Origin of the sequence: Bacillus sp. PS108 (assembly GCF_037963335.1) — a bacterium.
GTDB classification, from domain to species: domain Bacteria; phylum Bacillota; class Bacilli; order Bacillales; family Bacillaceae; genus Bacillus; species Bacillus subtilis.
This window is the reverse complement of the sequence record NZ_CP150155.1, coordinates 3,200,073-3,215,507: the sequence shown is the minus strand read 5'-3', so window position 1 is coordinate 3,215,507 and position 15,435 is coordinate 3,200,073. Positions and strand designations below refer to the sequence as shown.

Genomic DNA, 15,435 nt, shown 5'->3' with positions numbered 1-15,435 from the left:
CGCCCTAAAAGGGTGCCCTTATTCTGTATGCCGCGCGCGGTGAGCAAGTCTGCTTGAAGCCGCGGCGGAAATCGCTCCGACGATGTCATCTAAAAAGGTATGGCATTCACCGGTTGATTTATCATTCAATCGTTTAAGGATTCCGGGTTTTTCTTTGTCGATGTAACCGTAGTTCGTAAACCCGATCGATCCGTAAATGTTCACAATGGAAAATGCCAGAACTTCATCTACTCCATATAGGCTTTCATCTATTTCCAGCATCGTTTGCAGCGGTTCAGACAGTTTTTTCTGCTCAGCAAGAACATCCAATTCAATGCCCGTTAAAATCGCGTTTTGCACCTCGCGTTTTGCGAGAACACGATTGACGTTCAGCGTGCATTCATCAATGGTTAAATCCGGATGATATTTTTTCTGCAGAAAAAAGACAAGCTCGGCAATGTCTGATACCTCAACGCCGCGCTCCTTCATCCGTGCTCTTGCTTTAGCTTCCATCTGACTGAATTGTTCGTTTTCTGACATCAGCTTCACCCAATCTTTTTTACTAGTTTATACAAAATGCTTGAGAAGTTTACGACTTTTTCTTGCGCCTTCTTCGGATTAAAATATGTATTCATAATTCCGGCTGTGTATGACTACGATGTGATGAGCCCTAATTCAACAGGCAGGTGATCATGGTGAAAGGTACAATAAAAGAAAAATACGGCATTCACATCAGGCAGCTTTCCATGTACCAGCACACATATCAATGCTTTCAGACGCCTAATTCATACTTTCTGATTGTCCCCGTTTCCCAATTCTCAGAAACAGAGCTGGCGGAGCTTTATTACATGAGTCAGTATTTACAAGAACAAAGTGACCCATACGTTTCGGTTTTTATCTTTACAAAAGAAGGTGAACTGACATTTGAACATGAGGGAAAAACGTACGCTCTGCTGAAGGCGGCCCCCCCTTATTCAAACAGGGCGTTCTCCATTGGAGCGGAGCTTGCGGAATTTCACCGAAAAGGCCGAGGATATCCATATGAGGTGAAGGCAGCCGGAAGAATCGGCCAGTGGAAGGATCTGTGGGGAAAACGAATTGATCAGCTGGAAGCATTCTGGCAGAGAAAGGTTCAGACCCCTCCGCATGAGCCATTCGATAAAAAAATGATCGAATCATTTCCATATTATTTAGGACTGTCAGAAAACGCGATACAATATTTAGTGGACACTGAGCTGGATGACAAGCCCCAAGCCGCTGATTCAGGAACGATATGCCATCAGCGGATGGAAAGGCATACATGGTCACCGGAATCATTGATCAGGATTCCGGCGGATTGGGTGTTTGACCACGCTTCCCGTGATTTGGCTGAATATATGAGGCATACGTTTTTGCATCACAGACAAGATTTTAATCAGCAGGGCTTTCTCTTTTTACAGGAATACGAGCAAGTCACACCGCTGTCTTCATTTTCGAAACGCCTTTTATACAGCCGTCTGCTTTTCCCGCTTCATTATTTTGAAATCGTAGAAAGCTATTACATGTCATCAGAATCAGAAAAGCATTATTTTGAAGAACAGCTTGACTTCATTCTTAATGACTGTGGGCGTTATGAACAATTTCTCAATACAGCGCAGGAATTCATGAATATGCGGGCGCAGAAGCTGTTTGTTCCACGCGTCAGCTGGCTCGGCAAAGGCAGCTCAAGGTGAGGAGAAAATCTGACAAAAATAATTAGAAAATAAAGAATCTTGTCATATCAATGCGTTAAGCGTTTACATTCGCAAAATTCAGCCTAATGCTGTCTTGTCAAAACAGGAGCGGGCTTATATAATGTTTGTAACTTATATGTCTGTGTTGAGTTAACAATTGTCTTTTCCAAGAGGACAATCAAAAGAAAGGTGGAGTTTTTTTGAAAGCGATTCGTGTAGGGCTTTTAGGTTTAGGTACCGTCGGAAGCGGTGTCGTTAAAATTATTCAAGACCATCAGGATAAGCTTATGCATCAGGTCGGCTGTCCGGTTACGATAAAAAAAGTGCTTGTAAAAGATTTAGAGAAAAAGAGAGAAGTAGATTTGCCGAAGGAAGTGCTCACGACAGAAGTGTATGATGTCATTGATGATCCAGATGTTGATGTCGTCATCGAGGTGATCGGCGGCGTTGAACAGACAAAACAATATTTGGTCGACGCGCTGAGATCGAAAAAGCATGTTGTCACAGCAAACAAGGACTTAATGGCTGTGTACGGCTCCGAGCTGCTTGCTGAAGCGAAGGAAAATGGATGCGATATCTACTTTGAAGCCAGTGTTGCCGGCGGGATTCCGATTCTGCGCACGTTAGAGGAAGGCCTCTCATCAGATCGAATTACAAAAATGATGGGAATTGTGAACGGCACAACAAACTTTATCTTAACCAAAATGATCAAAGAGAAAAGCCCATACGAGGAAGTGCTCAAGGAAGCGCAGGATCTCGGTTTTGCCGAAGCTGATCCGACTTCTGACGTGGAAGGGCTTGACGCCGCACGGAAAATGGCGATATTGGCGCGCCTCGGCTTCTCGATGAACGTGGATCTGGAAGACGTCAAAGTAAAGGGGATCTCCCAAATTACAGACGAGGACATCAGCTTCAGCAAACGCCTCGGCTATACAATGAAGCTGATCGGGATTGCTCAGCGTGACGGCAGCAAAATCGAGGTCAGCGTACAGCCGACACTGCTTCCTGACCACCATCCGCTTTCTGCTGTTCATAATGAGTTTAACGCTGTTTATGTATACGGCGAGGCTGTCGGTGAGACGATGTTCTACGGGCCGGGAGCCGGAAGCATGCCGACAGCGACATCCGTTGTTTCTGACCTCGTCGCTGTCATGAAAAATATGCGCCTCGGTGTAACCGGCAACAGCTTTGTCGGACCGCAATATGAGAAAAACATGAAATCGCCGTCTGACATTTATGCACAGCAGTTTTTAAGAATTCATGTAAAAGATGAGGTTGGTTCATTCTCGAAAATTACATCTGTGTTCTCAGAGCGGGGCGTGAGCTTTGAAAAAATCCTTCAGCTGCCAATTAAAGGCCATGATGAGTTAGCTGAAATCGTAATTGTCACACATCATACATCAGAAGCTGATTTCAGTGATATCCTGCAAAACCTAAATGATTTGGAAGTCGTTCAAGAAGTCAAAAGCACATATCGTGTAGAAGGGAACGGTTGGAGCTAATGTGGAAAGGACTTATCCATCAATATAAAGAATTTTTACCTGTAACAGATCAAACACCAGCGCTAACTTTACATGAAGGAAACACACCTCTTATTCACCTGCCGAAGCTGTCTGAGCAGCTCGGAATTGAGCTTCATGTCAAAACGGAAGGCGTCAATCCTACGGGATCATTTAAAGATCGCGGAATGGTTATGGCTGTGGCAAAGGCAAAAGAAGAAGGCAATGACACGATTATGTGCGCGTCAACAGGTAACACTTCCGCTGCTGCGGCAGCATATGCAGCCCGTGCTAACATGAAATGCATTGTCATCATCCCGAACGGAAAAATTGCATTTGGAAAACTCGCTCAAGCTGTCATGTACGGAGCCGAGATTATCGCAATTGACGGAAACTTTGACGATGCGCTTAAAATTGTCCGTTCCATCTGTGAGAAATCACCGATTGCCCTTGTCAACTCAGTCAACCCTTACCGCATTGAAGGCCAAAAAACTGCTGCCTTCGAAGTGTGTGAACAGCTGGGGCAAGCGCCTGATGTTTTAGCGATCCCGGTCGGAAACGCGGGAAACATCACTGCGTACTGGAAGGGCTTCAAGGAATATCATGAGAAAAACGGCACAGGCCTTCCGAAAATGCGCGGCTTTGAAGCTGAGGGTGCGGCGGCAATCGTGCGCAATGAAGTGATTGAAAATCCGGAAACAATAGCGACAGCCATTCGTATCGGAAACCCGGCAAGCTGGGACAAAGCTGTAAAGGCAGCCGAGGAATCCAATGGGAAAATTGACGAAGTCACTGATGATGAAATCCTTCACGCATATCAGCTGATCGCCCGTGTAGAAGGCGTGTTTGCAGAACCAGGTTCTTGCGCGTCTATCGCAGGAGTGCTGAAACAGGTGAAATCCGGAGAAATTCCGAAAGGCAGCAAGGTCGTAGCTGTGTTAACAGGAAACGGACTGAAAGATCCGAACACAGCGGTCGACATTTCAGAAATCAAGCCTGTCACATTGCCGACTGATGAAGACAGCATCCTTGAATATGTAAAAGGAGCGGCCCGTGTATGAACGAAGCCGACATGCTGTTCTCTGTCACTGTTCCCGGAAGCACAGCTAACCTAGGCCCCGGCTTTGATTCAGTCGGAATGGCGCTCAGCAGATATTTGAAGCTGACCGTCTTTGAAAGCGACAAATGGTCTTTTGAGGCTGAAACAGAAACAGTCGCCGGAATTCCGGCGGGTACAGATAACCTGATCTATCAAGTGGCTAAACGGACCGCAGATTTGTACGGAAAAGAAATGCCTCCTGTCCATGTGAAGGTGTGGAGCGACATCCCGCTTGCACGCGGCCTTGGCAGCAGCGCCGCGGCGATTGTAGCGGCCATTGAACTGGCTGATGAATTATGCGGCTTAAAGCTGTCTGAAGCGGACAAGCTGCATTTAGCCAGTCTAGAAGAAGGACACCCGGACAATGCTGGCGCTTCTCTCGTCGGCGGACTTGTGATCGGCCTGCATGAGGATGACGAGACCCAAATGATCCGCGTCCCGAATGCTGACATTGACGTAGTCGTTGTCATTCCTTTTTATGAAGTGCTGACAAGAGACGCGAGAGACGTGCTTCCGAAGGAGTTTCCATATGCCGATGCCGTAAAAGCAAGTGCTGTCAGCAATATCCTCATTGCTGCGATCATGTCCAAGGATTGGCCGCTTGTCGGGAAAATCATGAAGAAGGATATGTTCCATCAGCCGTACCGGGCGATGCTTGTGCCTGAGCTGTCAAAAGTAGAGCACGTCGCCGAGATGAAGGGCGCATATGGAACGGCTCTCAGCGGAGCAGGCCCAACGATTCTCGTCATGACCGAAAAAGGAAAGGGAGAAGAGCTAAAAGAACAGCTCGCGCTTCATTTCCCTCATTGTGAAGTAGACGCTTTGACCGTTCCGAAAGAGGGAAGTATAATAGAGCGAAATCCTTTATATCAAGTAAAAAGTGTATAGATCATGCCAAGCGTTCCTCAGCGTCAGCGGAGGGCGCTTTTTTTGCTGGAGATAAAGGAGTTTTTATTTAGAAAAACGAAATACATGTAAAAAGGAGGAGATGAATATGAAAAAGCTGATAACCGCAGACGACATCACAGCGATTGTCTCTGTGACCGATCCTCAATACGCTCCAGACGGCACCCGTGCCGCATATGTAAAATCACAAGTAAATCAAGAGAAAGATTCGTATACATCAAATATATGGATCTATGAAACGAAAACGGGCGGGTCTGTTCCTTGGACACATGGAGAAAAGCGAAGCACCGACCCAAGATGGTCTCCGGACGGGCGCACGCTTGCCTTTATTTCTGATCGAGAAGGCGATGCGGCACAGCTGTATATGATGAGCGCTGAAGGCGGAGAAGCGAGAAAACTGACTGATATCCCGTATGGCGTGTCAAAGCCAATATGGTCCCCGGATGGCGAATCGATTCTGGTCACTGTCAGTTTAGGAGAGGGAGAAAGCATTGATGACCGAGAAAAAACAGAGCAGGACAGCTATGAACCTGTTGAGGTGCAAAGCCTCTCCTACAAACGGGACGGCAAAGGGCTGACGAGAGGCGCGTATGCCCAGCTTGTGCTTGTCAGCGTAAAGTCGGGTGAGATGAAGGAGCTGACAAGTCACAAAGCTGATCATGGTGATCCTGCTTTTTCTCCTGACGGCAAATGGCTTGTTTTCTCAGCTAATTTAACTGAAACAGATGATGCCAGCAAGCCGCATGATGTTTACATGATGTCACTGGAGTCTGGAGATCTTAAGCAGGTTACACCTCATCGCGGCTCATTCGGATCTAGTTCATTTTCACCAGACGTAAGGTATCTTGCTTTGCTTGGAAATGAAAAGGAATATAAGAATGCAACGCTCTCAAAGGCGTGGCTCTATGATATCGAACAAGGCCGCCTCACATGTCTGACTGAGATGCTGGACGTTCATTTAGCGGATGCGCTGATTGGAGATTCATTGATCGGTGGTGCTGAACAGCGCCCGATTTGGACAAAGGACAGCCAAGGGTTTTATGTCATCGGCACAGATCAAGGCAGCACGGGCATCTATTATATTTCGATTGAAGGCCTTGTGTATCCGGTTCGTCTGGAAAAAGAGTATATCAATAGCTTTTCTCTTTCACCTGATGAACAGCACTTTATTGCCAGTGTGACAAAGCCGGATAGACCGAGTGAGCTTTACAGTATCCCGCTTGGACAGGAAGAGAAACAGCTGACTGGCGCGAATGACAAGTTTGTCAGTGAGCATACGATATCTATACCTGAAGAGATTCAATATGCTACAGAAGACGGCGTGACGGTGAACGGCTGGCTGATGAAGCCTGCACAAATGGAAGGTGAGACATCATATCCACTTATTCTCAACATACACGGCGGTCCGCATATGATGTACGGACATACATATTTTCATGAGTTTCAGGTGCTGGCGGCGAAAGGATACGCGGTCGTTTATATCAATCCGAGAGGAAGCCACGGCTACGGGCAGGAATTTGTGAATGCGGTCAGAGGAGATTATGGAGGAAAGGATTATGACGATGTGATGCAAGCTGTGGATGAGGCTATCAAGCGAGATCCGCATATTGATCCTAAGCGGCTTGGTGTCACGGGCGGAAGCTACGGAGGTTTTATGACCAACTGGATCGTCGGACAGACAAACCGCTTTAAAGCTGCCGTCACCCAGCGCTCGATTTCAAACTGGATCAGCTTTCACGGCGTCAGTGATATCGGCTATTTCTTTACAGACTGGCAGCTTGAGCATGACATGTTTGAGGACACAGAAAAGCTCTGGGACCGGTCTCCTTTAAAATACGCAGCAAACGTGGAGACACCGCTTTTGATTCTGCATGGCGAGCGGGATGACCGATGCCCGATCGAGCAGGCGGAGCAGCTGTTTATCGCTCTGAAAAAAATGGGCAAGGAAACCAAGCTTGTCCGTTTTCCGAATGCATCGCACAATTTGTCACGCACCGGACACCCAAGACAGCGGATCAAGCGCCTGAATTATATCAGCTCATGGTTTGACCAATATCTCTAATAAAAAAAGCCAGGCTGATCAAATATCCGCCTGGCTGCTTTATTAAAAGACTTGTTCTACTTCAACGACACCCGGCACTTCTTCTAGAAGAGCGCGCTCAATTCCGGCTTTCAGCGTAATTGTTGAACTTGGGCAGCTGCCGCATGCGCCTAGAAGACGAAGCTTAACGATACCTTCATCTACGTCTACAAGCTCACAGTCACCGCCGTCACGAAGTAAAAACGGACGAAGTTTGTCCAGTACTTCCTGCACCTGTTCTTTCATTTCAACTTCAGTCATGACATTCGCTCCTTTCGTCGTCATAAAACCATTATATTCAGTGTAACAATAAAAATCTATTGTTTGGTTTGCAAAGTTGCTTTCCCTATTATAGCACATTCAGACTTCAACACAAAAACGGTTTTTTTCTATAAAAACGCCATTAGGCTCTGTATACTTAAAAGAAAGGACTTACATAGGAGAAGGGGGCGTCTACAAGTGATGAAACCAGTCATGCTAAGCGTGTACGGGGCAGAAACCGTTTGTGCGAGCTGTGTAAATATGCCTACAGCCAAGGATACATACGAGTGGCTTGGGGCTGCGCTGAAAAGAAAATATCCAAATCAGCCTTTTGAGATGCAGTACATCGATATTCATGAGCCGCCTGACAATGAACATGCGAAAGAGCTTGCGGAAAAAATCAGAAATGACGAGTATTTTTATCCGCTTGTGCTTGTAGAAGACAAAATTGTCGGTGAAGGCAATCCAAAATTAAAAGACGTTTATGAGGAAATGGAGAAGCATGGGTATACAGAAAACCGCTGACTTGATCAGCGGTTCTTCTCTATCATTAACCGTTATGGTGTTTATACATCCACAGCAAGCCGGATTTCAGCATACGCGGAACACGGCCGATCAGCGGACGGTCAGCAACAAGCCCGAAGCCGGCTTTTTTTCCGAGTGAACCGAGGACGCCTTTAAGCTTAAACTGAGGCATTGATTCAGGCAGGGCTTCTCCATTCCAGCGTTTTTGCAAGATTTGGACAATCTGCTCTGCTTGAGCCTCTGCCAGCTGGGCGCTCGGCGCATGAGGAAGGCTGGCGCAATCGCCGACAACGTACAGATGTTCATCACCTGGAAGATTGTGATGTGGCGTTAATACAATACGCCCTTGTGCGTCCTTCTCCACATCTAAGTCTCTGACGACTTTGTTTGGCTGGATGCCGGCTGTCCACACGATGGCGTCTGCAGAAATCGGATCATCGTGGTTATACACAACGCCTTCTTCTACTTTTGTGATATTTGCCCTGTTAATAATGCGGACACCGTGCTCTTCGAACCATTTTTGCACATATTTGCTTAAACGCTCGGGAAAGCTTGATAAAATGAGATTACCGCGGTCGAACAAAATAATGTTCAGGTCATCACGGCTTTCTCTCAATTCACTTGCAAGCTCAACGCCGCTTAAGCCCGCTCCGACAATGGCGACGGTGGCATTAGCGCTCAGATTATTCAGCTTTTGGTAGGTTTCGCGGGACTGATCGATGGTTTGAATACTGTAGGTGAATTCAGGCGCTCCCGGCACGTTGTGATATTTATCCTCACAGCCGAGCCCGATTACGGCGTCATCGTAAGAAATCGGTTCACGATCTTGGAACAGCACTTGTTTTTGTACAATATCAATTGATGTGATATCACCGTATTGGACATCCAGGCGAGGGTGCTCTGGGAATGACACTCTGATATGATGGTCAGAAATTGTGCCTGCGGCAAGGGCATAATATTCTGTTTTCAAGCAGTGATAAGGATTTCTGTCAATTAACGTGATTGAAACATCATCAGGCAGCTGGTTTGGCAATAAGCGATGAAGAACACGCATGTTCCCGTAACCTCCGCCGATCAAGACCAATTTTTTCATTTGAATTCCCCTTTAATCCGAAGAGTATGATAGATACATTGAAGAAAATACGAACTATGTAAAATAACATCTAGAATTATATCGAATTTGATCTAAAATCACAATAATAGTTTCAAAATAACCTACAATTTAGCCTGAAAACACAAATTAGTAAAACGTTATTTGAGAAATAATATGTTACGATAATAAATTTTGAATCATCCGTTGTCTTTGACGAATAGTGAAAAATTCGCGATAATGGACATATGTGAGGTGAAACCGCATGAATCCAATGATTGAATTTTGTGTCAGCAATCTGGCTCACGGCTCTCAGGAAGCCCGGGCGATTTTGGAGAAGGATCCCAACCTTGATGTCCTTGAATATGGCTGCTTAAGCTACTGCGGGACATGCATGGAATCGCTTTTCGCTCTGGTAAACGGAGAAGTCGTCATGGGTGAAACGCCTGCTGAGCTTGTTGAGAATATATATACCTTTATTGAAGAAAATCCAATGTTTTAAAGAAAAGGGCCTGGACAGGCCCTTTTTTATTTTGCTGTACAAAAGAACTAAAAAAATGTGTAGACATCAAAAAATATTATTGTTATCGTATAAAAGATATTTTTTTAAATAAAATTTAAGAGGTGTACGAGTATTCATGAATGTTCTGTGGGGGCTGCTGGGCGCAGTTGCGATCATTGCTATCGCGTTTTTATTTTCAGAAAAGAAAAGCAATATTAAGATAAGAACCGTCATCGTTGGTTTATGCACACAGGTGGCGTTTGGATACATCGTGTTGAAATGGGAAGCGGGACGCGCTGTTTTTTTATGGTTTTCAAGCCGTGTACAGCTTCTGATTGACTATGCCAATGAAGGCATCAGTTTTATTTTTGGACCGCTTCTAAAGGTCGGAGACAGTCCGGCCTTTGCATTAAGTGTACTGCCCGTTATCATTTTCTTCTCAGCACTGATTGCAGTTTTATATCATTTGAAAATCATGCAGCTCGTTTTCCGTGTCATTGGCGGCGGATTGTCGAAGCTCCTTGGAACAAGCAAAACGGAATCTCTGGCGGCTGCTGCCAATATTTTTGTAGGACAATCAGAATCTCCGTTAGTGATCAAACCCCTGATTGCGGGACTGACGCGCTCTGAGTTGTTTACGATTATGACGAGCGGTCTATCGGCAGTTGCGGGATCTACCTTGTTTGGGTACGCGCTTCTCGGTATTCCGATTGAATACTTGCTGGCGGCCAGCTTTATGGCTGCTCCAGCTGGACTAGTCTTTGGTAAATTGATTATACCCGAAACGGAAAAAACGCAAACCGTAAAAAGCGATTTCAAAATGGATGAAGGCGAAGGCGCAGCCAATGTCATTGACGCAGCGGCAAAGGGAGCGTCAACAGGACTGCAAATTGCGTTAAACGTTGGGGCGATGCTGCTTGCGTTTGTTGCGTTAATCGCTGTAGTAAACGGTATTCTCGGTGGGGCTTTCGGCTTGTTCGGTTTAAAAGGCGTAACATTAGAATCCATTCTCGGCTATGTGTTTTCTCCTATCGCCTTTTTGATTGGCGTGCCTTGGCATGAAGCATTGCAGGCGGGAAGCTATATCGGCCAGAAATTGGTGCTGAATGAGTTTGTCGCTTATTCTAACTTCGGTCCGCACATCGGCGAGTTTTCTAAGAAAACTGCTACCATTATCAGTTTCGCGTTATGCGGATTCGCCAATTTTTCATCAATTGCGATTATGCTTGGTACGCTGGGCGGATTAGCACCCAGCCGCCGTTCAGATATCGCGCGTCTCGGCCTGAAGGCTGTTCTTGCAGGAACATTAGCCAATCTGCTCAGCGCAGCCATTGCCGGCATGTTTATATAAACGATAAAAGCTCCTTGCGTCAGTGCAAGGAGCTTTTATGTATGAAAAACGGGGGATAATTGTATTGTGTCCGCTTATAATAGCTTTTATACTAAGAAAAAGAAAAAAAGTTGGAGGCACCTATGAACTCATTTCGATTTACCAAAATGCACGGCCTGGGAAACAGTTATATTTATGTGAATCAATTTGAAGAACAGCTTCCAGAAGAAAAACTGTCAGAGATTGCAATTCAGGTTTCTTCTGTTTATACAGGGATCGGATCGGACGGAATGATCCTGATATGCCCATCAGACCAAGCGCCTGTTAAAATGCGGATTTTTAATAATGACGGATCTGAAGGGAAAAACTGCGGCAACGGCCTGCGCTGCGTCGCAAAATACGCATATGAGCATAAGCTAGTTGAGGAAACATCTTTTCTGATTGAAACTCTCTCCGGGCTTGTGAAAGCGGAGGTTCAAGTCGAAAACGGAAAAGTGAATGTGGTCACTGTCGATATGGGCGAACCGCGCTTGACAAAATCCGAGCTTCCGATGCTTGACGGCGGGGGAGAGCACACAATCAATGAAACGATGGCATTTGGTGAAGTAGAACTAACAGGCACTGCCGTTTCAATGGGAAATCCGCATATCGTTTTTCCGATCGCAGACATTGAACAGGCACCCTTAACGACACTGGGGCCGGTGATTGAGAAAGATCCGAGATTTCCGGAAGGCATCAATGTGGAATTCGTTGAAACCGTGAATGAACAAGAATTGCATTTCCGCGTCTGGGAACGGGGATCAGGGATTACTCAGGCATGCGGGACAGGAGCATGTGCAGCGGCAGTCGCATCTGTATTAAACGGCGTATCAAAGCGAAATCAAGACATCACGGTGCATTTAGCAGGCGGGGATTTGGTGATAAACTGGAAAGATAACGGCCATGTAATGATGACAGGGCCGGCTGAAACCGTTTGTGAGGGTGTCTATTTCTTGTAAAACACCTTGTTTGAGAATTGGAACGATCATGTTTATAATAAAAGACAGCAACCGGTTTTTAAAAGGAGGTTCACAATGATGAGCAACCCGGTAACAATTACAGAAGCAGCAGCTTTGCATATAAAAGATATGATGAAAGAGCATGAAGAAGAAAACGCGTTTCTGCGTGTAGGCGTCAAAGGCGGCGGCTGCAGCGGACTTTCTTACGGCATGGGCTTTGAGCATGAAAAGAGTGAATCAGACAGTGTGTTTGATCAGCACGGCATCACTGTTCTAGTTGACAAAGAAAGCCTTGACATCATGAACGGCACCGTGATTGATTATAAACAATCCATGCTCGGCGGCGGCTTCACCATCGACAATCCAAACGCCATCGCTTCATGCGGCTGCGGTTCTTCGTTCAGAACAGCAACGAATGCAGGCAAGCCTGAAGAGTGCTAAGCACTAAAAACGGATAGCAACTATTACTGACGCTTTTCTTAGCGATAAATCATCGTTAAGGGAGGCGTTTTTATTATGGGGAAATGATGCAGAGAGTTCCGGGGACTTCGGCAAGAGAAACGCTGCTTTGTTGTTTGATTTTTGTTGTAAATACAGCAAAGTTACGCTATATTTAATGCGGGGTATGTTTTATTGCATTTGCAACAAAATCACGATAGGGAGTTGGTGATGAAGAAGATTTTTGGAATGGTAACAAGGTCAGTATCTGTTCCGTGTTTAAATATATTAAAAAGGGACACAAGACAATTGAATTTTAAATAAAGGGGCTGAATCCGAACAATGAGTGTAAAAATGAAAAAATGCAGCCGGGAAGATTTACAAACACTTCAACAATTGAGTATTGAAACATTCAATGACACTTTTAAAGAACAGAACTCACCTGAAAATATGAAAGCCTATTTAGAAAGCGCATTTAACACTGAGCAGCTGGAAAAAGAGTTATCCAATATGTCTTCGCAATTCTTTTTTATTTACTTTGATCATGAAATCGCTGGATATGTAAAGGTCAATATCGATGATGCTCAGTCTGAAGAAATGGGTGCTGAATCACTTGAAATTGAGAGAATTTATATAAAGAACAACTTTCAAAAACATGGGCTTGGCAAACATCTGCTGAATAAAGCTATAGAAATTGCACTGGAACGTAATAAAAAGAACATTTGGCTAGGTGTGTGGGAAAAAAATGAAAATGCCATTGCCTTTTATAAGAGAATGGGGTTTGTTCAGACCGGCGCCCACTCTTTTTATATGGGTGATGAAGAGCAAACGGATTTAATCATGGCTAAAACACTCATATAATATTTTTCGAAGGGTGGATGATGATGTATATTCCAAAATATTTTAAAGTCACAAATGCTGAAGAAATTTGGAATTTTGTACAAGAAAACTCCTTTGGTACGATTGTCACAACAGAACAAGGAAAACCAATTGCCACACATTTGCCGTTAGGATTCAATAAAAAAGATGATCATTACTATATTACGGGGCATTTCGCTTATGGAAATCCTCAGTGGAGAACGTTTGAAGCCTGTGAAGATGTGCTTGTCATGTTTCAGGGACCGCACGCTTATATTTCTTCTTCCTGGTATTCACGCGAAAATGTTCCGACGTGGAATTATCAGACTGTCCACATGTATGGAAAAGCAAGTATGTTAGAGAAAGATGAATTAGCAGAAGAATTAACAATCATGCTGGAGAAATACGAAAAACATCGTGACAATCCTGTGTTATGGGATAAGCTTTCTCCAAAACTCTTAGAAAGTGAATTGAAAGGTATCGTTGGATTTAAGATTAAGGTGGAAGACATTCAAGCGGCATATAAATTAAGCCAGAACCGAAATGAAACGGATTATATGAACATCATTGAACAGTTGCAAAATGAAGAAAATCCAAATGCAAAACAAATGGCAGAACTGATGGAAGATAAATTCAAAAAGCAAATATAAGCTTACTTTGCTGAAGAAGTAGCAGAAAACGCCAACTCAAGCGGAGAACCGCTGACTTGGCGTTTTTTTATGATTAATATTTATCCCCATTAAAAATGGAATTTTTCACAATCACATAATCCACATTGCGGATGGCGTCAAGCTTTGTTCCGCCTGCATAAGAAATAGAAGATTGAAGATCCTGCTCCATTTCAATCAGTGTATCCTTGATTGAGCCTTTATGCGCCACGTGCATTTTTTTGCCTTCGACATTTTTCTTTTCGCCTTTTTGGAATTCAGAGGCTGAGCCGAAGTACTCCTTGTAAAGCTTTCCGTCTTTTTCGATCGTTTGGCCTGGCGATTCTTCGTGTCCGGCAAATAGTGAACCGATCATGACCATCGTTGCGCCGAATCGGATTGATTTTGCGATGTCGCCATGGGTGCGGATGCCGCCATCCGCGATAATCGGTTTGCTGGCAGCCTTGGCACACCAGCGCAGCGCTGCTAATTGCCAGCCGCCTGTGCCGAAGCCTGTTTTGATTTTCGTAATACATACTTTTCCCGGTCCGATGCCGACTTTAGTGGCATCCGCTCCCGCATTTTCAAGCTCTCTGACCGCTTCCGGCGTTCCGACATTGCCAGCAATAACAAAGCTGTCCGGCAAATGTTTTTTAAGGTGCTGGATCATTTCAATGACAGCATTTGAGTGCCCGTGAGCAATGTCAATTGTCACGTATTCAGGAGTCAGATTTTCTTCTGCCAGCTGGCGGACAAATTCATACTCCTCATCTTTGACGCCCACGCTGATAGAAGAGAATAACCCGCGTGCATTCATATCTTTAATAAAATCAATTCGTGTCTCAGGCTCAAATCGGTGCATCACATAAAAGTAGCCATTTTCGGCTAATGAAATCGCTAGTTTTTCATCTATAATCGTCTGCATATTGGCAGGGACGACGGGCAATTTAAATGTATGTCCGCCTAAACGTACGGATGTATCACATTCTGAACGGCTATTCACAATGCATTTTGCAGGAATTAGCTGAATATCTTCGTAATCAAATACGTTTTCCATGGTTTTCACTCCTAAAAACGAATATTTAAAAGTATAATATATGAAATGTTCGCCTTATATAATGTACTCTGTTTTATTTAGGATGTCAAACATTATGATTTGCTGGCAGGTGTGGTGCAAGTGCCGAAGCTTGTCATGCAGGGTGAGTTTAGGTATCATAGTTTTAACGAATGGTCTTAGAGAGCGGATCAAAACGCGAATGATATACGTTCAGCAAAGCTTGGTCGTTCAGCACCAGGCTTTCTTTATGGCATGGACATGGGAAAGGAGCGAATAAGATGGCCCAAAACGAAGAAAAAACACCGAAGTCCCAAAAGATTCAGGACCGCATTATTATGGCAATGATCTGGGTAGTCGCAGCCCTTGTGATTGCGCTGGTTGTAGGAACTGCATTGAATTATATAAATATCTTCAAATAAAAAAGGAGCTGTGTCGCAGACACAAGCTCTCTTTT

The 15,435-nt window shown here is 44.8% G+C and carries 17 protein-coding genes; 13 read left to right on the top strand and 4 right to left on the bottom strand.

Annotated features, from left to right (window positions below):
- Positions 1-18: 18 nt before the first annotated feature.
- Positions 19-519, bottom strand: a complete 501-nt coding sequence (locus tag NSQ16_RS16745) for a phosphatidylglycerophosphatase A (protein WP_003243814.1) — start codon at positions 517-519, stop codon at positions 19-21.
- Positions 520-671: 152 nt separating this feature from the next.
- Between NSQ16_RS16745 and cotNH the strand changes: the two genes are divergently transcribed.
- The 5 genes from cotNH (at position 672) to NSQ16_RS16720 (ending at position 7,257) form a co-directional block, all read left to right on the top strand.
- A complete protein-coding gene (gene cotNH / locus NSQ16_RS16740) occupies positions 672-1,691 on the top strand; it encodes a spore coat-associated protein CotNH (protein WP_003242649.1) in 1,020 nt (339 codons plus the stop codon).
- A gap of 200 nt (positions 1,692-1,891) precedes the next feature.
- Positions 1,892-3,193 (top strand): homoserine dehydrogenase, encoded by a 1,302-nt coding sequence (locus tag NSQ16_RS16735; RefSeq protein WP_003228694.1) that lies wholly within the window; start codon positions 1,892-1,894, stop codon positions 3,191-3,193.
- Complete coding sequence (gene thrC / locus NSQ16_RS16730; RefSeq protein WP_026113691.1) at positions 3,193-4,251, top strand: threonine synthase; 1,059 nt, start codon at positions 3,193-3,195, stop codon at positions 4,249-4,251. Before NSQ16_RS16735 ends, thrC begins: the two co-directional genes overlap by 1 nt.
- Positions 4,248-5,177: a homoserine kinase gene (gene thrB, locus NSQ16_RS16725; RefSeq protein WP_003228699.1), complete on the top strand. Its 930-nt coding sequence runs from the start codon at positions 4,248-4,250 to the stop codon at positions 5,175-5,177. The genes thrC and thrB overlap by 4 nt, the downstream gene beginning before the upstream one ends.
- 106 nt (positions 5,178-5,283) lie before the next feature.
- Complete coding sequence (locus NSQ16_RS16720; RefSeq protein ID WP_230488095.1) at positions 5,284-7,257, top strand: S9 family peptidase; 1,974 nt, start codon at positions 5,284-5,286, stop codon at positions 7,255-7,257.
- 42 nt (positions 7,258-7,299) lie between these two features.
- On the opposite strand, the gene NSQ16_RS16715 is transcribed toward NSQ16_RS16720, so the two are convergent.
- Entirely contained in the window at positions 7,300-7,635 is a 336-nt protein-coding gene (locus tag NSQ16_RS16715; RefSeq protein WP_010886606.1) for a NifU family protein, read from the bottom strand.
- A gap of 99 nt (positions 7,636-7,734) precedes the next feature.
- On the opposite strand from NSQ16_RS16715, the gene NSQ16_RS16710 reads away from it, so the two are divergent.
- On the top strand, positions 7,735-8,061 hold the full coding sequence (locus tag NSQ16_RS16710; RefSeq protein ID WP_049140550.1) for a YuzD family protein: 327 nt from the start codon (positions 7,735-7,737) through the stop codon (positions 8,059-8,061).
- Between the two features lie 25 nt (positions 8,062-8,086).
- Here the strand turns inward: NSQ16_RS16710 and NSQ16_RS16705 are convergent, their stop codons facing one another.
- Entirely contained in the window at positions 8,087-9,154 is a 1,068-nt protein-coding gene (locus tag NSQ16_RS16705; protein WP_003228707.1) for an NAD(P)/FAD-dependent oxidoreductase, read from the bottom strand.
- A gap of 262 nt (positions 9,155-9,416) precedes the next feature.
- Between NSQ16_RS16705 and NSQ16_RS16700 the strand changes: the two genes are divergently transcribed.
- From NSQ16_RS16700 to paiB, 6 genes are all read left to right on the top strand, one after another.
- The gene (locus NSQ16_RS16700) at positions 9,417-9,653 is read left to right on the top strand and encodes a YuzB family protein (RefSeq protein WP_003222913.1); all 237 of its coding nucleotides are present in this window, start codon (positions 9,417-9,419) and stop codon (positions 9,651-9,653) included.
- Positions 9,654-9,789: 136 nt separating this feature from the next.
- The gene (locus tag NSQ16_RS16695; protein ID WP_003228710.1) at positions 9,790-11,004 is read left to right on the top strand and encodes a NupC/NupG family nucleoside CNT transporter; all 1,215 of its coding nucleotides are present in this window, start codon (positions 9,790-9,792) and stop codon (positions 11,002-11,004) included.
- Between the two features lie 122 nt (positions 11,005-11,126).
- Complete coding sequence (gene dapF / locus NSQ16_RS16690) at positions 11,127-11,981, top strand: diaminopimelate epimerase (protein ID WP_032677054.1); 855 nt, start codon at positions 11,127-11,129, stop codon at positions 11,979-11,981.
- Positions 11,982-12,059: 78 nt separating this feature from the next.
- Positions 12,060-12,422, top strand: a complete 363-nt coding sequence (locus tag NSQ16_RS16685; RefSeq protein ID WP_003244166.1) for an iron-sulfur cluster assembly accessory protein — start codon at positions 12,060-12,062, stop codon at positions 12,420-12,422.
- Positions 12,423-12,761: 339 nt separating this feature from the next.
- Positions 12,762-13,280 (top strand): spermidine/spermine N(1)-acetyltransferase, encoded by a 519-nt coding sequence (gene paiA / locus NSQ16_RS16680; protein ID WP_003228717.1) that lies wholly within the window; start codon positions 12,762-12,764, stop codon positions 13,278-13,280.
- 23 nt (positions 13,281-13,303) lie between these two features.
- A complete protein-coding gene (gene paiB / locus NSQ16_RS16675; RefSeq protein ID WP_032677055.1) occupies positions 13,304-13,927 on the top strand; it encodes a protease synthase/sporulation negative transcriptional regulator PaiB in 624 nt (207 codons plus the stop codon).
- A gap of 73 nt (positions 13,928-14,000) precedes the next feature.
- Here paiB and guaC read toward each other — a convergent pair whose 3' ends face one another.
- Positions 14,001-14,981, bottom strand: a complete 981-nt coding sequence (gene guaC / locus NSQ16_RS16670) for a GMP reductase (RefSeq protein WP_029318473.1) — start codon at positions 14,979-14,981, stop codon at positions 14,001-14,003.
- Between the two features lie 278 nt (positions 14,982-15,259).
- Between guaC and NSQ16_RS16665 the strand changes: the two genes are divergently transcribed.
- A complete protein-coding gene (locus NSQ16_RS16665; protein WP_003228723.1) occupies positions 15,260-15,400 on the top strand; it encodes a hypothetical protein in 141 nt (46 codons plus the stop codon).
- Positions 15,401-15,435: the final 35 nt, after the last annotated feature.